We start from the raw sequence: 22,259 nt of genomic DNA, 5'->3' as shown, positions 1-22,259 counted from the left end.
CTTAATCGACTAAAATCTTTTTAACCAAACTTTGATTATTTTCAGTTTCAATTTTGACTAAATATAAGCCGCTAGCAACTTTTAAATCTATATAGTTGTTATTAGCGACTTGTTGCTTTAGCACTAATCGTCCTTCTGAAGAAAACATAGAGATATTGTAATTTTGTTCTTTTCCAGAAACGTATAATTTATCTGTTGTTGGATTTGGATAAATTTTAACAAAAGAAGTTTCAAAAGTATCTGTACTTAAGTTTTGATTCCACGTATCACCAACATGTGTTCCCCAAATGTATTCTACTAAATCTGGTTGATCTATAAATGGGTTACGGTTAAATTGCCAGTTATAGACTACATTATTTCGATTCATTTCAAAATCGTCTGGTGGATCATTTCTATGCCAATCTAAAATAGTTGCTAAATCTCCCATTTGCCCAGTAGTTGAGGGATAACCATTAACTACACTTAGTCCATTATATCTTATTTGCATATATAAAACACTACGAGCAACATCGCCTTTAAAACTTCCTAAATTGCCGCTTGGTCCTGTATATTGTCCGTAATGCTGATTTCCTCTTGAGCTATTTTCCTGACCATCTACAGCTCTTAATGCATGCGCATCACTATTACCATGACGTAATGAATCTGCTTCTGTAGTCCAATAAATATCAATTCCGTCACTTGTATCATCAGCTTCAATACTGTTATAACCTGCTAAAGACCTAGGAAATGTATGCTCTCTATTCCATTTACCTATATTACTTGCATTAGTCTGAAAATCTAATTTTGCACGACCTTGTTCTGTATAAACCATCCAAATTTGATTAGAGTTTTCTGGATTTTGATCGGCTTCTTTTAAAATATCAATAACATCTGTATAAGTTTGCGCTCTTACAACGGTAGGATCTGCAATAATATCTTGTAAAGCTTGCTCTAAAGCAGCTCCAGATAAGCCATCTAAACTGTCATAATAATCCGTAGGTTGCGTGCTTGAAACTACTCCGAAAGTTGGGTTTACTGGCGTCCCAAAAGGTGCGACAACAAAATCGTTATCTACAATTCTTATCTTAATATTATTGTTAAAAGGTATTAATGGTGTTGGCAAGTTATCAAACCTAATTAAAGGCTCTTCATCTCCTTCATTGAGAGCATCATCAATTAAGGTAATTGTTGTGCTAACTTGATTTTGTCCGCTTAATATAGTTAAAGATGTATTTCCTGTATAATCTGAAGTATCAAAACCTTGATTATTCATTATAAAGCTAAATGAGTAATCAGAATCTACATTACTTTGCGCTGTAAAAGTAATATTGAAAGATGCTCCTTCATCAACTTGTGTTTGACTTACAGCAATTTCTAAAGCATTTAAAATTACTCCAGAACCATCATTTAATTGTCTTGGTGTTGGTGTTGTAGACGTGTAAGACCCATCGTTATTACGTTGTATTGAGTTAGTATTATTTCCTGGTCCTTCATTAATTTGTTCTGTAACTCCTAATAAAGACATTAAAACCGTATCATCAGAATCACTAGTATCATAAACTAAAGCATCTACTAGATTTGTTGTTGTTGCTAAAGTCCCTTCAGGAAAATCATAATCATTAGCTTGATAAATTGCTATAGCATCGGCTCCATTCTGAATCAAATTTTCACCAATAAAAACTTGTGGATAAGGCGTTACCGTATCACTTCCTATTAAAAGTAATCCATTAACATCTGTAACTGCTCCATCTAAGTCTAATGCAAAATAACTACTATCTCCACCAGAACCAGAGCCATTAAAAAACACTAAAACATATCCATCTAAAGCAAAATTTGGTGTTGCAGACTTTAGCTCTACAAACTCACCATAATCAATTCCTGGTGTGTCGCAATCTAATTCGTTTATAACAACTGCTTGACTGTAACTAATAGACACAATAAACAGTGATAAAAGAGTAATTATCTTTTTCATTTTTGGGAGAATTATTTTTACAAATATACCACTATAAACGAGTTACAATTTTATATGAACGTTAATTAACCTTTTTATGAGTAGAAAAATAATGAAAATCTCTAAAATCGGTGTTTTTTAAATAAAAATTGCCTTGTAAAAAATTTTCACCCTAAAAAAAACCCTACAATTATTACATTTTTAAACAATAAATATATTTTATTATTTCAATTAAAAACTTTGTTGAAGGCATATTTTTAAAAGTTGAAACTTTTTTGATTTTTTTACTTCATATTTAATAGTCAAATTCATAGATTTTATTGCTTTTGCTTGTAGGTTAATATTGAAAAAATATATATTAAAAAAACAATCATTTAAATGGTTGTTTTTATTAACCCTTAAACCTTAAAAACTATGCTAACAATTGCCAAATTAATAATTGATATTATTACATCAATTATTTACTAAAAACCAAAAAAGTAAAACTTAGTCTAGAATAAGTTTTACATTTTTTTTTAAAATTCGCTATTTGGCAAGCATTAATTAAACCAGTAGTTTTGTAAAAAGGTTTACCATGAAAAAGATTTTTTTTAAACTTTTAGCCAAACTAAACAAGTTAATCTTACCCAGTTATACAAAACAAGGTTTAGACCTTAGTAAAGCTAGTAAATTACAATTAGCCATTTTTGGATGGAAACTTTATGTAACTAAAAATGCTTTAGATTAAATTTTTATAACATAAATTTTGATGTTTATATAAAAAAGGAATATATTTGCACCCACAAAAAAAAGGCCTCGTGGCGCAACTGAATAGCGCATCTGATTACGGCTCAGAAGGTTACAGGTTTGAATCCTGTCGAGGTCACAACAATAAAAACCACGTCTATTTGACGTGGTTTTTTTGTTTTACAAACACTATAAACAAAACAAGTTGTTTATTATTAAGTATATAGCTATATTTATTTATAACTAATCAATACTATTTAGGTTATGAAAAAAAATATGGGAGCTTTAGATAAAAGCCTACGCGTGCTTATTGCTATTATTATTGCTTTATTATATTATTTAGATGTAATAGAAGGTACATTAGCTTACGTTTTAATGGCTATTTCTATTATCTTTTTAATTACAAGTTTTATTAATTTTTGCCCATTGTATAAAATTTTAGGCATTAACACTAATAGACGTAAATCATAAAACAAAAAAAGAGCCTTTTAAAAAAGGCTCTTTTTTATACTATTTCTGCGCTTAATCCTGCTTCAAGAAGCTTGGAGCAACGTGGTTTTAAATCGTGATAGTCACCAGTTTTTACAGTACATTTTCCTTTGTAATGCACTAAAATAGAACATTGTTCTGCTTGTTCTGGTGTGTGATCACATGCGTACATTAATGTATTTATTACATGATCAAAGGTGTTAACGTCATCGTTATACAAAACAATTTCGTTATTGTTTTTCTCTAACGTATCTACTTCTAATTGTTCCTGAATTTTTTCTTTAGTACTCATATACAATGATTTTGAGAGTATTACACTTCTAAAGTATTAATTTTTAAAATGTAAAGCAACCCAATTGTTACGTTTTAACGTTTTTAAGTGTTGTAAATTATTTGCATTACACTCTTTTTCTATTAACGGAATATCTTCTTCGTAGAAGCCACTTAAAAACAAACTTCCGTTAGTGTTTAAGCATTTTGCATATGTTGCTATATCTTGCAATAAGATATTACGATTAATATTTGCTATTATTATGTCGTAATTTTTGTCTTTTAATAACGAAGCTTCTCCTTCATAAACCGAAATATGTTTACAATTATTGCGTTCTACATTTTCTAAACTGTTTAAATAACACCAATTATCAATATCTATGGCGTCAATAGGCTGTGCGCCTTTCATCTCGGCTAGGATAGCTAAAACAGCTGTACCACAACCCATATCTAAGACTGATTTATCTTTAAAATCGTTTTGTAAGATATGCTGGATTATCATGTGTGTTGTTTCATGATGACCTGTCCCAAAACTCATTTTTGGTTCGATAATGATATCGTATTCTGTATCAAATTTTTCATGAAATGGTGCGCGAACAGCACAAACATCATCTACTATAATTGGGTTAAAGTTTTTTTCCCATTCTGCATTCCAGTTGGTTTGCTCTATATCTTCGTGTGTGTAAGTAATATCAAATTCATCAGAATTTAATATTTGAATATCTTCTAAGATATTCTGGTTCCATTCTTCTTTTTGAATGTATGCTGTTACACCTTCTTCGGTTTCTACAAAGCTTTCAAATCCTGCATAACCTAACTCGGCGATTAAAATTTCTACTGCTGGTTGTAATGGTTCTACTTTAAAATAGTAACCTTTATAAATAATATTAGACATTGTTGTTGCTATGTTTTTGCGGTTTTATCCGCGTTAGCGATAGTAGTGACATCCTTTTTTGAGGTACGAGAAAAAGATATAACGAATAGCGCGACGCTTTGCCTGACTTATATCAGGCAAAGGGTAACGCCAAAATTAATATTTTAAAATGCGTTTACTATTGCAAAAAAGTCTTCTGCTTTTAGCGATGCACCACCTATTAAGCCGCCATCTACGTCTGGCTTAGAGAAAATTTCTTTAGCGTTGTTTGGTTTTACGCTACCTCCGTAAAGTATCGATACATTATCTGCTACATCATTACCGTATTTATCTGCTAATGTTTTACGGATAAATGCGTGCATGTCTTGTGCTTGCTCTGGACTAGCTGTCTCGCCTGTTCCTATTGCCCATACTGGCTCGTATGCTAAAACGATACTTTTAAATGCTGATGCGTCTAAATGAAATAATGCATTGCTAATTTGACTGCCAACTACTGCTTCTTCATTTCCTGCTTTACGGTCTTCTAACTCTTCTCCGAAGCAAAATATTACTCGCATATTATTTGCTAATGCTGCGTCTACTTTTTTTGCTAAAGTTGCGTCTGTCTCGTTAAAGTATGCTCTACGCTCGCTATGTCCTAAGATTACGGTTTGTATACCAACGCTTTTTAGCATTGATGCGCTTACTTCTCCTGTGTATGCTCCGTTTTCTGCAAAGTGCATGTTTTGAGCGATTACTTCTATATCTGATGTACGTAATGACTGAAATGAATGCCAAAGATTTGTAAATGAAGGCGCTACCATTACTTCTGCATCACTTGTTTGCGTTTGCTTTTGTAAATCTGTTAATAAGCCTTCTGTTTGGGCTAAATCATTATTCATTTTCCAGTTTCCTGCGACGATGTTTTTTCTCATTGTTTTTCCTGCGAAAGCAGGAATCTCTGCTTTCTTTTTAATTAAACTTAATATTTTTTTAGTGCCAACTGCTTATTACGGTTTAAAGCACTATTTATTTTTATTTGTCTATTATGAGATTCCTGCTTACACTTCGACTTCGCACTTCGACAAGCTCAGCATGACACTCAGTGACCACGCAGGAATTTTTACTCTAATTTTACCTTTGGGTCTAACCAACCGTAGATTATATCTACAAAAATATTAATTATTATGAAGAGTAGCGCTATAATTAGCACCGAACCCATAATTACTGGTAAATCTAATGTATTTAAAGCGTTTACAATTTCTTTACCTAAGCCATTCCACCCAAAAATATATTCTACAAAAACTGCTCCTGCTAACATACTTGCAAACCAACCTGATATTGCTGTAACTACAGGATTTAATGCGTTTTTTATAGCATGATTTTTTATAATTTGAAATTCTGAAAGTCCTTTTGCTTTGGCTGTACGAATGTAATCTTGGTTAAATACTTCTAATAGTGAGTTTCGCATTAATTGAATAACTACAGCTAATGGTCTAATCCCTAAAACTAGCGCAGGAAGAATTAAATTTTTCCATTTGATGTGCATTTTTTCACCAAAATCGTCAAGTTGGTATAAACTTCCTGTCATTTCTAAATTAGTGTATTTGTGTAATACAAAACCAAAAAACCACGCAAATAATATGGCACTAAAAAAGGAAGGGACACTCATCCCTAAAGTACTGATAACTTGTATAAATTTATCTAAAAATGTATCTTTTTTTAATGCTGAAATAACACCTAAAAATACACCCAAAAACAAAGCTATTGTTATCGCTGATATAGCTAAAACAAAAGTATTTGGTAATGTTTCTAAAAGTACTTGACTTACTTTTTTACCTTGTTTTGTAAAGCTTTCTCTTAAATACGGAAACTTTAATACGGTTGTAGTATTTCCTATTGAAAACAGTTGGGTTGCAGCGTATTTATTTTGACTTAAAAACGTATAATCACCTTCTGTCTTTGAATGAAATGAAATGGGCGATAAATCGTTTAAATAGTATAAATACTGTGTCCCAATTGATTTATCAAATCCATATTTTTTTTTAACAATAGCTAACTGCTCACTATCTTCGTTTTGACCCAACATCATTTGTGCTGGATCACCTGGTAACACACTAAATAAAAAGAAAATAACAGTGACTACTCCAAATAATGTGAGTAATGCGTAAAAGATTTTATTTAGTAAGTAGCTTAACAGATGTTATATTTTTATGATTAGGTTATTCTTGTTTTAGTTCAAAACTTGAGACACCAATATATTTTTTGCCTTTTACAGTGTTTACTGAATCTAAATATTTTTCGAAAGAACCTTCTTTTTGAACAGGAACTAGCTTGTATTTATCTTTATCTAAAGCTTTAACTTCTTCTAGCGTAGCTTCTTTCCCTTCAATTAAATATAAGACTTCTCCTTGCTCTATCTGAGATAAATTTTTGGTAGGTTCTGGTCGCTTTACTTTTGGTAATTTAATTTCATCAGCATCATTCCAATGTTTCTTTTGGATAATAGTTCCTTCTTCAAGTTTTAAAATACCTGGATTAGAACGTACGATGGTTTTTAAAGCAGTTTCGTCACAGAAATAATAATCAAAATTTAAATTATATTCTTTTTTAAATGTATTTGCTTCTTCTGGTCCTGTTGCTGTAATACCAATAACATCGTAGCCGTTTTCTATAGCTTTATCGGTTAATACTTTTATTGTTTTAAGACCTTCAGTTTCAGCTTTAGCCAAATTATAATTGATAATTAGTAATACGTGTGCACGATTTAAAATATCGTCGGTATAATTTTCTCCATCTTTTTCTATTGAAAAATCATGAATTGGAGCTTCATAACCTTCTTCTATTACATTGGTTTCTACACCAACATAAATTCCTGAAGATTCTGGATAACTTCCATTAGTTACATACTCTACTTCTTCTCCGTTTTCTTTAAACGTCCAAGTATATTCTATAACTGGTTGTGGCGCATCTTCTGGAATGGTCATTTTTTCAGTAATATTATTACCTACTTTAAATGGTCTAAAATCTATTGTTGGTAAGTGCATTAAAACATGATATGCAAACCCTAAGCATGCAATAAAACTTAATAATGCTATTACGGTTGTAATAAATTTACTAAAGAATGGCTTAATGTATTTTTGACCTGCAAAAATGATAAGGATCATAACTAACAATACAACGTCTTTACCAAAACTTTCCCATGGATCCATCTTCATAGCGTCACCAAAACATCCGCAATCTTTCACTTTATCAAAGTATGCTGAATAGAATGTTAGAAATGTGAAGAATACTATCATTAATAATAAACTCCATAATATAAATTTCTTTTTATAACCAATAATTAAGAACACTCCTAAAAGCACTTCAAAAACTACAACTACTATAGAAATTCCTAGAGCATAAGGCGTAAAAAATGGTAAATCTAAAACGGTTGGCCCAAAATATTCTTCTAGTTTAAATGCAAATCCTATTGGGTCATTTAGCTTTATAAATCCTGAAATGATAAAAAATATTCCGACAAAAATTCTTAAAAATCCTACTATAATTTTCATGTTATTTTTTCCTGAGCAAACAGGCATCTGTTTTAATTAATATTATTTATGCATTCTTACCTAAGCAGGAATGATATTATTTTTCATTTAAATGTATCATAGAAAACACAGCATAATTTATCATATCCTGATAATTTGCATCAATACCTTCGCTAACAATTGTTTTTCCTGAATTATCTTCAATTTGTTTAACGCGTAGTAATTTTTGCAAGATTAAATCAGTAAGACTACTTACACGCATATCACGCCAAGCTTCACCATAATCATGGTTTTTGTCTTCCATTAATTTTTTAGTGATTGCAACATGCTTATCGTATAATTCTGTCGCTTCATTTACATCCATATCTGGTTGCTCTACGACACCTTTTTCTATTTGTATTAGTGCCATAATACAGTAATTGATAATACCTATAAACTCGCTTTGCTCACCTTCATCAACTTTTCTAACGTCATTTTGTTGTAAACTTCTTATACGTTGCGCTTTGATAAAAATTTGATCGGTTAAAGATGGTAATCTTAAAATACGCCATGCGCTTCCGTAATCAGACATTTTTTTTATAAAAAGATCACGACAGGTTTTTATTACCGCATCGTATTGTTTAGAAGTATCTTGCATAAATGGTGTTCTTATCTTGATAATTTCCGTAAATTTCGCATAAAATTATTTAAAGTTCAAGGTTTAGGGATTAAAGTTTTTACAAGTTATCCCAACACCTATCAACTATATACCAATGACAATAAATTGTAAAGGAAAACTTATCGATTTAAGTACACCAAAAGTGATGGGGATTTTAAACGTAACGCCAGATTCTTTTTATGATGGTGGACGTTATAAAGACGAAAATTCTATATTAAATCAAGTTGAAACCATGCTTAACCAAGGGGCTACTTTTATAGATATTGGCGCTTACAGCTCTAGACCAAATGCAGATTTTGTTACAGAAGACGAAGAACTGCAACGCATTGTACCTATTGTTGAGTTACTAGTGAAACATTTTCCTGAAATTATCATTTCTGTAGACACCTTTAGAAGTGAAGTTGCAAAACAAACCATTAAAGCTGGTGCGAGTTTAATTAATGATATTTCGGCAGGATTTTTAGATGAAAAAATGCTGCAAACAGTTGCAAACTTAAGCGTACCATACATCATGATGCATATGCGTGGTACACCACAAACTATGCAAACGCTGACAGATTATGATAACTTGACAAAAGACGTTAATTTCTATTTTTCTGAACGTATTAGTAAAGCGAGAGCGTTAGGTATTATCGATTTGATTTTAGATCCTGGTTTTGGTTTTGCAAAAACGACACAGCAAAATTTTGAACTTTTAAACCAATTAGAGCTTTTAAACATTGCCGGTTTACCACTTTTAGTTGGAGTCTCTCGTAAATCTATGATTTACAAAACACTAGACACAACAGCTCAAAACGCACTAAACGGAACTACTGCTTTACACATGATTGCTTTACAAAAAGGCGCAAAAATTTTACGCGTACATGATGTAAAAGAAGCTAAAGAATGTATCACACTTTATAACCAATTACATGCTTAAAAAAATAGGATTCACAGGATTAATTACGCTCTTTTTATGGTCTTGCGGAAACGAAAAAGTCATCCAATTACCAGAAGTACAACACGCTAAAATAACTGAAATTTTAGATGTGTCTCCTGCATATATTTTTTATAACGAAACACAACCAGATAGTGTAGAGCTTAATAGAAAAAATTTGATTATCTCTACTAACTGGTTATTTAATGTAGATAAACGCTTGACTTTAGAGCAAGCCATACCAAAAATTAAATTTTTGCAAGACAAAAAACGAAATGCAAAAATGCATAAAAATGAAGCCGCAAAAAACTATTACACTTGTAACGATATCAGCATTAAAAATTTAGGATTTATTGATTTTACAGATGTAAATTATGTTGAAGAAATCAATTCTGAAAACAATAGCATATTAGCAATTAATAGTTTAAATAACATTACACTTAAGCATCAAGATTTAAAGCTTTCAGAAGTTGATATTGATAATTTAATTATTCAACTTGAGAAAAATTTTAATAAAAATGAAGAAAACACTGTTTTGACACTTCATTTAAATAAGCAATTAAAATTTCAAGATTACATTACAGTAAAAAACAGACTTCAAAACTTAAATTTTGAAACTATAGTTATTGACAACAACGAGTATATTTTTTAATTCAATTTCATTAAATTTACAAAAACTGACTTCACTTTGGAGATATTAGATGATATTTTAAAATTTAGTTTAATAGACGTTATCGACGTTATTTTAGTTGCACTACTACTCTACTATGTTTACAAATTAGTAAAAGGTACTGTGGCTATCAATATTTTTATTGGTATTGTTATTATTTACATTATTTGGAAGGTTACGCAAGCACTACAAATGCAAATGCTTAGTAATATTTTAGGCGGATTTATTAGCGTAGGAATGTTTGCGTTAATTGTGGTTTTTCAGCAAGAAATCAGAAAGTTTTTATTAATGATAGGTTCTACCAATTTTGCTAGTAGACGTAAGTTTTTTAGTCAGCTTAAGTTTTTAAAAATGGAAGAAAACGCTACAACAAATATTGATGCTATTATTGCTGCTTGTAATAAGATGAGTGCTTCAAAAACTGGAGCATTAATTGTTTTAGAACGCAATAACAACCTAGACTTTTTAGCCAATACTGGTGACGAGATGAATATAAAAGTAACACAACCCATTATAGAAAGTATCTTTTTTAAGAATAGTCCTTTACATGATGGTGCAATTATAATACAAGATAATATTGTAAAAGCAACACGTGTTATTTTACCTGTTAATAACGAAAAAAATATACCACAACGTTTTGGACTACGTCATCGTGCTGCAGTTGGCGTTACCGAGCGTACAGACGCTGTAGCTATTGCAGTAAGTGAAGAAACAGGACAAATATCTTGTTTTAGAGATGGTGAATTTGTACCATTTTCTGATACTTCAGAATTAGCTGAAATTTTGAAAAAAGATTTGGTTTAAGCCACTTCAGATTTTAAAAACTGAACTTCATAAAGGTTTCTGTAGTAACCATTTTCCTTTTTAAGTAACTCTTGATGTGTTCCTTGCTCTACAATTTGACCATTATCCATTACAATAATATTATCTGCTTTTTGTATGGTTGCCAAACGATGAGCAATAACAATAGATGTACGACCTTTAGTAATCTTATCAGTTGCATTTTGAATTAATTGTTCTGAATAAGAATCTACAGAAGATGTTGCTTCATCTAAAATTAAAATACTTGGATTAGTTACGTACGCTCGTAAAAATGATATTAACTGACGCTGCCCAGAAGATAACATAACACCACGTTCTTTAACGTTATAATGATATCCGTTAGGAAGGCTCATTATAAAATCGTGTATACCAATATCTTTTGCTGCCTGTATTACTTGTGCTTCTGTGATTTCGGGATGATTTAAAGTAATGTTACTTAAAATAGTATCTGCAAACAAAAACACATCTTGCAACACAACTGCAGTTTGTTGTCTTAAAGAACTTAATGTAAAGTCTTTTATGTTGGTGTTGTCTATTTTAATTTCACCGTTATTAATTTCGTAAAAACGATTTAATAAATTAATCACCGTACTTTTTCCTGCGCCAGTAGCACCAACAATAGCAACGGTTTGACCTGCGGTAACTTCGAAAGAAATTCCTTTTAAAACTTCTTCGTCTTCAACATATCTAAAATAAACATCTTTAAAGCTAATACTTCCTTTTAAATCTTTAGCTACAATAGTTCCAGAATTATCAATTTGCGAAGTGGTATCTAAAATTTTAAACACTCTGTTGGCAGCAACAAGCCCCATTTGAAGTGTACTAAACTTATCTGCTATTTGACGTAAAGGTCTAAATAACATTGGTATCATGGTTATGAACATAAACAAATCTCCTGCTGAAACAGAACCGTCAATAATCACTCTTAATCCACCAAAATATACTACTGTACCTACAGTTAATGCTGATAAAACCTCTAAAATTGCAAAAAAGATAGAGTTATACCAAACGGTTTTTAACCAAGCGTTTTTATGTCTTGTATTTATCTCTTGAAAGTTTTTATACTCGGTTACTTCTCTAGTAAATAATTGCAGAATTTTCATTCCTGTAACACGTTCTTGCACAAACGAATTTAGATTAGAAACTTCATTTCTAATTTCTTCAAAAGCTTGTTTCATATAACGTTGAAATACTTTGGTAGCATATAGTATTATAGGAAGCATTACAAAAACGATTAACGCTAATTTCCAGTTTACATAAAGCATAGCGCTTGAGACAACAATCATAATTAATAAATCTCTTATGATTGAAAATAAACCATCACCAAATACAGACGAAATACGTTCCATATCAGTAACTGCTCTTGTTATTAAAACTCCAACTGAAGAATTGTTAAAGTATTTCATTCTAAAATTAAGCATGTGATCAAATAACTTAACTCTAATATCTTTAACCATTTTTAAACCCAGCCAAGAAGAATAGTAGATAAATAACAATTGAAAAACAACTGTTGCTAATAATAGCAAAGCCATAATAGTGATCAAGTTGACAAAACCATCATAATCCTGCTTAACCAAATGCTGGTCTACAATTTCTCTTACTAATAAAGGTGTAGCAATACTTAATGCTCCTAAAATTAGAACCGAAACTATTAACCCGTAAAAAACTACACGATAAGGTTTTGTATATTTAAAAAGACGCTTAAATAAGTTGACGTCAAATATGTTTTCTTTTTTCTTAGTCATCTATTTTAATGGAATCTGGATACTCTACAGCTGTTAAATATAACCCTTTAGCTGGCACAGAATAACCTGCTTCTCCTCTATTTTTTGATTTTATAATTTGATGCATATCGGTAACTTCAATTTTACCAACACCAATATTTATTAACGTACCAACTATGGCACGCACCATATTACGCAAAAAACGATCTGCTTTTATGGTGAAATGAAGCTCGTCTTCAACAATATTAAATTCAGCTTCTTTGATATCACAATTATACGTTTTTACATCTGTATGTACTTTAGAAAAGCATTGAAAATCTTTATAATCCAATAAGATTTTTGCTGCTTCTTTCATCTTTTCAACATCCAACTGCTGCTTTACAAAATACGCTTGTTCTATGTTAAACGCATTTTTTTTAAATGAAATTCTGTATAAATAACTTCTGCTTAAAGCATCAAAACGTGCATGCGCATCAGGCTTTACTTTAAAAACATTGTGTATAGCAATGTCTTTTGGTAAAAACGAATTCAATTTATAAACTAATTGCGCTTTTTCAACAATTTGTTCTGTATCAAAATGCGCAAAAATTTGTTTAGCATGTACACCTGCATCGGTACGTCCTGCTCCGACAATAGCGACAGATTCACCCAATAAAGTACTTAACGCATTTTCTAAAACTTCTTGAACAGAAATAGCATTAGGTTGATTTTGCCAACCATGATAGGCTTTTCCGTTGTATGATAATTCTATGAAATATCTCAATTAATCGCTTATTTTTACAAATTGAAATGCAAAGATAAGATAAAGCATTAAGTTAAAAACTTGATGATACAAGTTTTAAGAATAGTTTAATTAAGGCATGAAAAAAATACTGTTACTTTCTGATACACATAGTTACATTGACGACACTATATTAAAACACGTAAAAAATGCTGATGAAGTCTGGCATGCTGGTGATATTGGTGACTTAAGTGTTACAGATCAAATACAAAAACTAAAACCTTTACGTGCAGTTTGGGGAAATATAGATGGTGATAAAGCAAGAGCAGAATTCCCAGAACATAATCGTTTTACTATTGAAGGTGTTGATGTTTGGATTACGCATATTGGTGGTTATCCTGGTAGATATAATATTAGAGTTAGAGACGCTATTAAAGCAAATCCACCACAATTATTTATTTGCGGTCATTCTCATATTTTAAAAGTTATGTCTGATAAAAAATTGGGTTTGTTACATATAAATCCAGGAGCAATTGGCATACATGGTTTTCATAAAGTACGTACCATGTTGCGTTTTACAATAGATAATGGTAAGATTGACAATCTAGAAGTTATTCAATATGATAGAAAATAAAAAAACCGAAGTTATTCACTTCGGTTTTTCTTTCGCACTAATACTACTAAGATGATAGGTTTATCGTAATCTATCTACTGATTTTACAAGATCTTCATCCTTTTTAATGGCTCTATTGGCAAGAACCAAAAATACGATAGAAATGACTGGAAGAAAAATCCCAACACCTTTCTCTGAAACTCCATTAGCTTCTCCAGGTGAGTTAAGTATTCGATACACGAAAAATCCTAGTAAAATTAAGTTTAATATCATATTTAGACGTCCCAACATAAATTGAGACTTTCTATTTTTAAAATTGAAAATCGAGATAATTGCTAAAATAGCTGAACCTACAAAAAGTCCTAAAGCAAGCACTTCGTCTTTAGCATACACAACAGTTCCTTCTGCAGTGGTCCACAGATTAAATGCAAATATTAATCCGCCAGAGATAATAGCAACAATTAATAAATATACAGTTTGGATGCGTTGTAGCATAATAATTTTTAAATTTTAGGATTACAAAAATATAGTTTCTTTTAGAATTATAGAACTAAAAATTAAAATAAAAGTTGTATAATTGCATTAACGTTACGCAACACTCACAATAGCAAAGCGTTAATTCTTCAGAAATATCTTATTTTCTTTAAGAAACAATCAATTAAAAATTATAACATTACATAAGTTAATTCAACATCAATGTTTGAAATCTCACAATTAAAAGCCATGAAGCTTCCTGAATTACAGGAAATTGCTAAAAAATTGAGCGTTCCTAAATTTCGCTCTATGAAAAAATTAGATTTAGTATATCAAATACTAGACAAACAAGCAGCAGATCCAAAAGCTGTCTTAGAGGTAAAAAAGGAAGATACAGAGGATAAACCAAAACCTCAAAGACAAAAAAGAACAAGAGTTAGCAAAACTTCAGCAGACAAGAAAACTTCAACAGAAAAAAAAGATGATAACCAAAGTAAATTAGATTTAGAGTCTGATAAATCTAAAGAAAAGAAGGAACAGCCTAAAAAAGCTACCCAACAAAATCATCAAAAAAATAAACAGTCAAATAACAACGACAACAAAAAAGACGATAAGCAACAAAAGGACAATAAAGCTAACAAACCTAATAATAACAATCGTCAAAAAAATAACAACAACAAGAATAACAACAGCAATCAAAAAGGTAATAACGGAAACAAAGATAACCGCAACCGTTATAGAGAACCTGATTTTGAGTTTGATGCTATTATTGAAAGTGAAGGTGTTTTAGACATCATGCAGGACGGTTATGGTTTTTTAAGAAGCTCTGATTACAATTACCTTTCTTCTCCAGATGATATTTATGTATCACAATCTCAAATTAGACTATTTGGATTAAAAACAGGGGACACTGTTTTAGGTAATGTTCGTCCTCCAAAAGAAGGTGAAAAGTATTTTCCTCTTATAAAAATTAATAAAATAAACGGTCAAAGCCCTAATGTGGTTAGAGATCGTGTATCTTTTGAACATTTAACACCACTTTTTCCAAAAGAGAAATTTAATATCGCAGAAAAGCAAAGTACAATTTCTACTAGAATTATGGATCTATTCTCTCCTATAGGGAAAGGTCAACGTGGTATGATTGTATCACAACCAAAAACAGGTAAAACCATGTTACTAAAGGACGTAGCAAATGCAATAGCTGCTAATCATCCAGAAGTATATCAAATGATTTTACTTATCGATGAGCGTCCTGAAGAAGTTACAGACATGCAACGTAATGTACGCGGAGAAGTAATTGCTTCTACTTTTGATAAAGAAGCTCATGAACACGTAAGAATCGCTAATATAGTTTTAGAAAAAGCAAAAAGATTAGTAGAATGTGGACACGATGTTGTTATTCTTTTAGATTCTATTACCCGTTTAGCTAGAGCTTATAATACTGTACAACCAGCTTCAGGAAAAATACTTTCTGGTGGTGTAGATGCAAATGCTTTACACAAACCTAAGCGTTTCTTTGGTGCAGCTAGAAATATTGAAAATGGGGGATCTTTAACTATAATAGCTACAGCTTTAACAGATACTGGTTCTAAAATGGACGAAGTTATCTTTGAAGAGTTTAAAGGAACAGGAAATATGGAACTTCAATTAGATAGAAAAATTGCTAATAGACGTATTTTCCCTGCTATTGATTTAACTTCTTCTAGTACACGTCGTGACGACTTATTATTAGACGACAACACAGTACAACGCATGTGGGTAATGAGAAAATACCTAGCAGACATGAATCCTGTTGAAGCGATGGAATTTATCAATGAAAGATTTAAACAAACAAAAAACAATGAAGAGTTTTTAATCTCTATGAATGGTTAAGACTTAAAGAATGTTATATATAAAAAAAGCCTTGAAATTATTCAAGGCTTTTTTATAATCTTAAAATGCGCTAATATTATAACTGAAAATTATTAAAAACAAAAAAACGCTTCATAAAATGAAGCGTTAAAATAATATTATATAACTAATAATAATTTCTTATAATGCAGCTACGTGCTTAGCTAATTTAGATTTAATATTAGCTGCTTTGTTAGCATGAATAATGTTTTTCTTAGCTAACTTATCTAACATAGATACAACAGAAGGTAATAACTCTTCAGCTTCTTTCTTGTTATCTAAGTCACGTAATTTTTTCACAGCATTACGAGTTGTCTTATGCTGATATCTATTTCTTAAGCGCTTAGCTTCGTTACTTCTTATTCTTTTTAATGCTGACTTATGATTTGCCATTAGTTCTTTTTTTATTAAAAAATTGTAGCCCGTAGGGGAATCGAACCCCTCTTACCAGGATGAAAACCTGGCGTCCTAGCCGATAGACGAACGGGCCATTTGTTATTTTGAGAGCGCAAATATAAATTAATTTTTAATACTTGCAAAACTTTTTTTTATTTCAAAACAACTAACAATGTTTCCATTGCGGATGCAAAAATACAACTATTTTTGACTATTGCAACAACTAATTAAAAAAAATTAAAAAAAAATTTTATTAGTATGCTTTTGCAAACAATACTCTACGGTTTGAAGGCTTACCAGTAAGCACACATTTACCTTCTTCTTCCTTTCCATCTAAAGGAATACATCTTATTGTTGCTTTAGTAAGTTCTTTTATTTTTTCTTCTGTTTCTGGTGTACCATCCCAATGAGCAGAAATAAAACCTCCTTTTTCTTTAAGTATAGTTTTAAACTCTTCAAAAGTATCTACTTTAGTTATATGATTATTTCTGTAATCTAATGCCTTATTAAATAGAGACTCTTGTATTTCTGTCATTAAACCTTCTACTTTTTCTGTCAAGCCATTTAGGTTTACTATTTCTTTAGTTAAAGTATCTCTTCTTGCTAATTCTACAGTTCCGTTTTCTAAGTCTCTTGCTCCTATTGCAATTCTTAGAGGAACTCCTTGAAGTTCATGCTGTGCAAATTTTGCTCCTGGTCTTAATGTATCTCGATTATCAAACTTAACTGTAATGTTTTTACTTCTTAAGTCTTTCATTATACCATTTACAACCTTTGTTACAGCTTCTAGCTGTTCTTCATTTTTATATATAGGAACTATTACAACTTGATTTGGGGCTAAATTTGGTGGTAAAACTAAACCTTTATCATCACTATGCGTCATAATTAATGCTCCCATTAATCGTGTTGAAACTCCCCAAGAAGTTGCCCATACGTAATCTTGCTTTCCTTCTTTAGAAGTAAACTTTACATCAAAAGCTTTAGCAAAGTTTTGACCTAAAAAGTGCGATGTACCAGCTTGTAAAGCTTTACCATCTTGCATAAGTGCTTCTATACAGTATGTTTCTACTGCACCCGCAAACCTTTCACTTTCTGTTTTTAATCCTTGCACTACAGGTATAGCCATGAAGTTTTCTGCAAAGTCTGCGTAAACATTATTCATTTGTTCGGCTTCTGCAACTGCTTCTTTTTTTGTTGCATGCGCAGTATGACCTTCTTGCCATAAAAATTCTGCTGTTCGTAAGAATAATCGTGTACGCATTTCCCACCTTACAACATTAGCCCATTGATTTACTAGCAAAGGAAGATCTCTATAGGACTGTATCCAGCCTTTATATGTATTCCATATTATAGCTTCACTTGTTGGTCTTACCACAAGTTCTTCTTCTAGTTTTGCGTCTGGATCTACTCTTAATTTACCAGGATTATCAGGATCGTTTTGAAGTCTATAATGAGTTACTACTGCACATTCTTTAGCAAAGCCTTCTGCATTTTTCTCTTCAGCTTCAAAAAGTTTTTTTGGTACAAATATTGGAAAATATGCATTTTCATGACCTGTTTCTTTAAACATTCTGTCTAACTCTGCTTGCATTTTTTCCCAAATTGCATAACCGTAAGGTTTTATAACCATACAACCTCTAACTGCTGAATTTTCAGCTAAATTAGCTTCTACAACCAATTCATTATACCATTTGGAATAATCTTCGGCTCTACTTGTCAATTTTTTACTCATATCGGTATTTTGGCACAAATATTGTGTCTATGTTAAATAATAGAATAGTTTAGCAAAACTAACTATTTTTGTATAGTTCAACAATTAAAAATAAAGCGTTATGAAATTATTTACTTTTTTATCTAACAAATTAAACGCATTTACAGCTATAATAGCTGCAATTGCACTAACCTCGTGTGGATCTTATCAATATGTTGGACAAACAAATGATGGTATTTATGAAACATCTGACGCTTATGGACAACAAACCGTTGTTATAGAGGAAGGAAATAATAATGATAATAACGATTATTACACTAACTATTTTAGAGAGAAAGCTTTAGAAGCTGAAGCTTATGACAATAATAACAACGAAATTTTCACAGATATTGACACCTATGAAGGCACATACTCTGATACTACTGCTGTTGTTCAAAAAGCTGGATGGGGAGATTCTAATGATCAAGTTGTAATAAACGTATATAATGATGTCTATTCAAACCAAATAGCTAGATACGGCTGGAACAATTGGGGATGGAATTCTTGGGGTATGACACCTTGGGGATGGAACTCATGGAGATGGAACAGACCATGGGGATGGAATTCTTGGGGATGGAATGCCGGTTTCTACGATCCTTTTTGGAATAGAGGCTTTTACGGATATGGTCCATTCTTTTATGGATATGGTTACGGAAATTACTATAATGGATACGCTTACAATGGTATATACACTAGAAGAGGTATTTCTTATAATGCTGGAAGAAGAGGATCTATATTAAGAAACTCGTCAGTTCTAAATGGTAGAAGTAACATAAATAGAGGTAACACAAATGTAAGACCAAGATCTGTAACAAGACCGAGAACTAACTCTACAACTAGACCTAGAACAAATACCACAAGACCAAGAACTAATTCTACTACTAGACCTAGAACTAGCACTACTAGACCTAGAACAAATACTACTAGACCAAGGACTAGCACAACAAGACCTAGTACAAGTTCTCCAACAAGATCTTTTGGAGGAACAAGAAGTGGTGGATCCTCTTCTAGAGGAACATCTTCAAGGTCTTCTGGTCGTAGAGGTGGATGATTAGAATATTAATAAGTCATTACTATTTAACCTTATTTATTCAAATTTATAATTATTTAAAAAAATTGAAATGAAAAAAATTATTATGCTTGCCATAAGTAGCTTTGTTATGTCCTTTAGTTTTGGGCAAACAGTTACAGATGCTTTAAGATACTCTAATGATGATTTAAAAGGAACTGCTAGATTTAGAGCTTTAAGCGGTGCATTTGGTGCACTAGGAGGAGATTTAAGCGCTATAAGTATAAATCCTGCAGGTTCTGCTGTTTTTACAAGCAGTCATGCCACATTTACTTTAGAAAATCAAAACATTGATAATGAAACAAATTATTTTAATGTAAACAACACATCATCTGAATCTAATTTTGATTTTACTCAAGGTGGTGCCGTATTTGTCTTTAGAAATAATCGACAAGATTCACCTTGGAAGAAATTTTCAGTTGGAATAAATTTTGAAAATTCAAAACATTATGATGATAATTGGAGAGCTTCTGGAGTAAGTCAAAACTCTGTTGACCAATACTTTTTAGCTAATGCGCAAGGTTTACCCTTAGGTGAAATTTCTGCTTTAGAAGGAGAATCTACTTCTCAAGCTTATTCAGAAATTGGTAGTTTGTATGGCTATCAAAATCAACAAGCTTTTTTAGGTTATGACTCTTACATACTAGAACCTGAAACCTTTGATGATAATAATACAGTGTACTTTTCTAATATTGCTGCAGGAGACTTCAATCAAGCTAATAATTACTCTGCAACAGGATATAACGGAAAAGTGACTTTTAATGCTGCAGCACAATACACAGATGATTTATATATTGGTTTAAATTTAAATTCTCATTTTTTAAACTACGAAAGATACACTAGTTATTATGAAACAAATAATAACACAAACACTTTAGTTGATGAAGTTTTATTTGATAACACATTAGCCACTAACGGTACTGGTTTTTCATTTCAATTAGGAACTATATATAAAGTAACACCAGAATTACGAATAGGATTCACTTACGATTCTCCTACATGGATGACTATTGAAGAAGAGACCACACAATATTTAGAGACTTTCGTAATTGATGAAACAAATGGAGATTTCTACCAAATAGTAAATCCTAATATAGTTAACATATTTCCTAGCTACAAATTACAAACACCTTCTAGATTTTCTTCTAGTATAGCATATGTGTTTGGACAAAAAGGTCTTATTAGTTTAGATTATTCTACTAAAGACTTTAGTAACACAAAGTTTAAACCAACTTCTGATGCTTATTATAGTGCACAAAACAATATTATGTCTAATATACTAACTAGAGCAAACACCTACAGAATTGGTGGAGAATACAAAATAAAGCAGTTTAGTTTAAGAGGTGGTTACCGCTTTGAAGAAAGTCCTTATAAAAACGACGAAATTATTGGCGATTTAACTGGTTATTCTTTTGGATTAGGCTACGACTTTGGAAACACTGTATTAGATTTGGCTTATAGTAATTCTTCTCAAGAAAGACAGGAGCAATTTTTTGATGTTGGTTTTACCAATGTTGCAAATATTGATAGAACAAACTCTAATATAACACTTTCTTTAAGTTTTAAGCTTTAACTCTCTAATAAAACATAAATATAAAAGCTTGAGTATCTACTCAAGCTTTTTTTTACATCTTAAAAGCAGTAAAACACGCATCAAAAAGTGTAAAAAACATACGTTCTGTGTATGTACAAGACCAAAGTGCAATTGTTAAAAGTGGTGAAGTAACTGAGTTTAGAGTTAACCTTAAAATCACTTTTGAAGTTGAGTAATCGCTTTTATTTTTTATTTATAAAACACCTTATTCAAAAAAGCCTGAACATAGTGTTCAGGCTTTTTTGTTTCTATTTGTATTGGTTTGTTTGAATTAGAAGTTGTTTCCTAGCGCTTCAAAGTAAAGTGTGCTCTAAATTGCTTCTTGGTATCACTTGTGTCTCCTGGCTCTCTATATTCTACTGTAAACCAATAGTCACTTGTTGGTAATGGGTTACCGTTATAGGTCCCATCCCATCCTGGTCCTGTTGGATTTAATTGCTTTAACAGCTTTCCATATCTATCAAAGATGTATATTACTGCGTCTGGCTGATCACTTATTCCGTATATCTGCCATGTTTCGTTATATGTATCTCCGTTTGGTGTAAAGAAATGTGGATAATCCATAACCATCACAGTTGTGCTTGACTCGCCACATCCATTAATATCTCTTACTGTTATTGTATGCTCGCCACCACTTACATCATTAAAGATGTATGTATTGTCATTTGGCTCGTTATTATACCATGGTCCGCCATCTAACTGGAACTCATACTCTGAGATGCCTGTCCCTGTTGCAGTAACTTGTATACTATGCACGTCTGCAAATGCTGGTGTAATTACATCTGCTTCTATACTTGGTGGTGCGCTTTCTTCTACTAGAGTTGTATCTGTACTTATACAACCTGTTAGGTTATCTTCTATAGTTACTGTATAGCTTCCGCCTTGTGTTGGCATGATACTACTACCTGTTCCTACTACAGTACCGTTTAAGGTCCACTCAAACGTGTAGTCTGATGTACTTAATCCTGTCTCGATCTCTAATGGATTGATAACTTCGGTTCCGTTTGTATTTACACATAATAAGTAGTTATCTTCTAAATCTACTACTGGCAGTGGATTTACTTCTAATGTAATTGTTGCTATTTCGTAACATACCGAACTATCTACCATTGTTCCGGTTCCATCATCTACCATAGTATCATTATCTACGCGTACATAGAT

General features: G+C 31.6%; 22 protein-coding genes, 2 tRNA genes and 1 pseudogene. 11 read left to right on the top strand and 14 right to left on the bottom strand.

Translation table 11 applies throughout. The features are described from left to right. Nucleotide 1: 1 nt before the first annotated feature. Entirely contained in the window at nt 2–1,951 is a 1,950-nt protein-coding gene (locus H574_RS0111500) for an endonuclease (protein ID WP_027880723.1), read from the bottom strand. Nucleotides 1,952–2,504: 553 nt separating this feature from the next. Here H574_RS0111500 and H574_RS0111495 point away from each other — a divergent pair. The 3 genes from H574_RS0111495 to H574_RS0111485 all read left to right on the top strand — a co-directional run bounded on the left by H574_RS0111495 (nt 2,505) and on the right by H574_RS0111485 (nt 3,127). Then, entirely contained in the window at nt 2,505–2,657 is a 153-nt protein-coding gene (locus tag H574_RS0111495; protein WP_027880722.1) for a hypothetical protein, read from the top strand. 64 nt (nt 2,658–2,721) lie between these two features. Next, nucleotides 2,722–2,795 (top strand) — tRNA-Arg (locus H574_RS0111490). Nucleotides 2,796–2,920: 125 nt separating this feature from the next. Beyond that, nucleotides 2,921–3,127, top strand: coding sequence for a YgaP family membrane protein (locus tag H574_RS0111485; protein ID WP_027880721.1), 207 nt, complete (start codon nt 2,921–2,923; stop codon nt 3,125–3,127). Nucleotides 3,128–3,161: 34 nt separating this feature from the next. Here H574_RS0111485 and H574_RS0111480 read toward each other — a convergent pair whose 3' ends face one another. From H574_RS0111480 to H574_RS0111455, 6 genes are all read right to left on the bottom strand, one after another. Further along, on the bottom strand, nt 3,162–3,437 hold the full coding sequence (locus H574_RS0111480; protein ID WP_027880720.1) for an ATP-dependent Clp protease adaptor ClpS: 276 nt from the start codon (nt 3,435–3,437) through the stop codon (nt 3,162–3,164). Between the two features lie 36 nt (nt 3,438–3,473). Continuing rightward, a complete protein-coding gene (gene prmA / locus H574_RS0111475) occupies nt 3,474–4,310 on the bottom strand; it encodes a 50S ribosomal protein L11 methyltransferase (protein ID WP_027880719.1) in 837 nt (278 codons plus the stop codon). A gap of 143 nt (nt 4,311–4,453) precedes the next feature. After that, nucleotides 4,454–5,203, bottom strand: coding sequence for a triose-phosphate isomerase (gene tpiA / locus H574_RS0111470; protein WP_027880718.1), 750 nt, complete (start codon nt 5,201–5,203; stop codon nt 4,454–4,456). A 188-nt stretch (nt 5,204–5,391) separates the two neighbouring features. Next, on the bottom strand, nt 5,392–6,468 hold the full coding sequence (locus H574_RS0111465; RefSeq protein ID WP_027880717.1) for an ABC transporter permease: 1,077 nt from the start codon (nt 6,466–6,468) through the stop codon (nt 5,392–5,394). A gap of 22 nt (nt 6,469–6,490) precedes the next feature. Continuing rightward, the gene (locus H574_RS0111460) at nt 6,491–7,822 is read right to left on the bottom strand and encodes a BT_3928 family protein (RefSeq protein WP_027880716.1); all 1,332 of its coding nucleotides are present in this window, start codon (nt 7,820–7,822) and stop codon (nt 6,491–6,493) included. A 76-nt stretch (nt 7,823–7,898) separates the two neighbouring features. Next, nucleotides 7,899–8,438, bottom strand: coding sequence for a DUF1599 domain-containing protein (locus tag H574_RS0111455; RefSeq protein WP_027880715.1), 540 nt, complete (start codon nt 8,436–8,438; stop codon nt 7,899–7,901). 115 nt (nt 8,439–8,553) lie between these two features. Between H574_RS0111455 and folP the strand changes: the two genes are divergently transcribed. The 3 genes from folP to cdaA are packed head-to-tail and all read left to right on the top strand — an operon-like array spanning nt 8,554 to nt 10,849. Further along, nucleotides 8,554–9,378 (top strand): dihydropteroate synthase, encoded by an 825-nt coding sequence (gene folP, locus H574_RS0111450; protein WP_027880714.1) that lies wholly within the window; start codon nt 8,554–8,556, stop codon nt 9,376–9,378. Next, nucleotides 9,371–10,027: a hypothetical protein gene (locus H574_RS14465; protein ID WP_051169883.1), complete on the top strand. Its 657-nt coding sequence runs from the start codon at nt 9,371–9,373 to the stop codon at nt 10,025–10,027. The genes folP and H574_RS14465 overlap by 8 nt, the downstream gene beginning before the upstream one ends. 36 nt (nt 10,028–10,063) lie before the next feature. Then, nucleotides 10,064–10,849 carry a diadenylate cyclase CdaA gene (gene cdaA, locus H574_RS0111440; protein ID WP_027880713.1) on the top strand — a complete coding sequence of 262 codons (786 nt, stop codon included), beginning with the start codon at nt 10,064–10,066 and terminating at the stop codon, nt 10,847–10,849. Here cdaA and H574_RS0111435 read toward each other — a convergent pair. Next, nucleotides 10,846–12,612 carry an ABC transporter ATP-binding protein gene (locus H574_RS0111435; RefSeq protein WP_027880712.1) on the bottom strand — a complete coding sequence of 589 codons (1,767 nt, stop codon included), beginning with the start codon at nt 12,610–12,612 and terminating at the stop codon, nt 10,846–10,848. The two genes, cdaA and H574_RS0111435, sit on opposite strands and share 4 nt — an antisense overlap. Next, on the bottom strand, nt 12,605–13,354 hold the full coding sequence (gene truA, locus H574_RS0111430) for a tRNA pseudouridine(38-40) synthase TruA (protein WP_027880711.1): 750 nt from the start codon (nt 13,352–13,354) through the stop codon (nt 12,605–12,607). Before truA ends, H574_RS0111435 begins: the two co-directional genes overlap by 8 nt. 97 nt (nt 13,355–13,451) lie before the next feature. Between truA and H574_RS0111425 the strand changes: the two genes are divergently transcribed. Continuing rightward, nucleotides 13,452–13,946, top strand: coding sequence for a metallophosphoesterase family protein (locus tag H574_RS0111425; RefSeq protein WP_027880710.1), 495 nt, complete (start codon nt 13,452–13,454; stop codon nt 13,944–13,946). Nucleotides 13,947–14,006: 60 nt separating this feature from the next. On the opposite strand, the gene H574_RS0111420 is transcribed toward H574_RS0111425, so the two are convergent. Further along, the gene (locus tag H574_RS0111420) at nt 14,007–14,420 is read right to left on the bottom strand and encodes a DUF4293 domain-containing protein (RefSeq protein ID WP_027880709.1); all 414 of its coding nucleotides are present in this window, start codon (nt 14,418–14,420) and stop codon (nt 14,007–14,009) included. 201 nt (nt 14,421–14,621) lie between these two features. Between H574_RS0111420 and rho the strand changes: the two genes are divergently transcribed. Beyond that, complete coding sequence (rho, locus tag H574_RS0111415) at nt 14,622–16,271, top strand: transcription termination factor Rho (RefSeq protein ID WP_027880708.1); 1,650 nt, start codon at nt 14,622–14,624, stop codon at nt 16,269–16,271. 159 nt (nt 16,272–16,430) lie between these two features. On the opposite strand, the gene rpsT is transcribed toward rho, so the two are convergent. The 3 genes from rpsT to proS form a co-directional block, all read right to left on the bottom strand. Then, nucleotides 16,431–16,682, bottom strand: coding sequence for a 30S ribosomal protein S20 (gene rpsT / locus H574_RS0111410; RefSeq protein WP_027880707.1), 252 nt, complete (start codon nt 16,680–16,682; stop codon nt 16,431–16,433). A gap of 25 nt (nt 16,683–16,707) precedes the next feature. Continuing rightward, nucleotides 16,708–16,779: transfer RNA gene (locus H574_RS0111405), tRNA-Glu, on the bottom strand. 159 nt (nt 16,780–16,938) lie between these two features. Beyond that, entirely contained in the window at nt 16,939–18,417 is a 1,479-nt protein-coding gene (proS, locus tag H574_RS0111400) for a proline--tRNA ligase (RefSeq protein WP_027880706.1), read from the bottom strand. Nucleotides 18,418–18,517: 100 nt separating this feature from the next. On the opposite strand from proS, the gene H574_RS0111395 reads away from it, so the two are divergent. The 3 genes and pseudogenes from H574_RS0111395 to H574_RS14595 form a co-directional block, all read left to right on the top strand. Continuing rightward, nucleotides 18,518–19,486: a hypothetical protein gene (locus H574_RS0111395; RefSeq protein WP_027880705.1), complete on the top strand. Its 969-nt coding sequence runs from the start codon at nt 18,518–18,520 to the stop codon at nt 19,484–19,486. Nucleotides 19,487–19,556: 70 nt separating this feature from the next. Continuing rightward, nucleotides 19,557–21,077, top strand: a complete 1,521-nt coding sequence (locus H574_RS0111390; protein ID WP_027880704.1) for an OmpP1/FadL family transporter — start codon at nt 19,557–19,559, stop codon at nt 21,075–21,077. Nucleotides 21,078–21,139: 62 nt separating this feature from the next. Further along, nucleotides 21,140–21,274: pseudogene (locus H574_RS14595) on the top strand (dodecin family protein); the annotation flags it as partial. A gap of 109 nt (nt 21,275–21,383) precedes the next feature. Here the strand turns inward: H574_RS14595 and H574_RS14185 are convergent. Next, nucleotides 21,384–22,259, bottom strand: an 876-nt coding sequence (locus H574_RS14185) for a T9SS type B sorting domain-containing protein (protein WP_036227598.1), incomplete at its 5' end; no start/stop codon positions are given.

It is taken from the genome of Mesoflavibacter zeaxanthinifaciens DSM 18436, from assembly GCF_000422365.1.
GTDB lineage: Bacteria > Bacteroidota > Bacteroidia > Flavobacteriales > Flavobacteriaceae > Mesoflavibacter > Mesoflavibacter zeaxanthinifaciens.
Note: the sequence above shows the minus strand (reverse complement) of the source record. Positions and strands in the feature narration are given on the sequence as shown.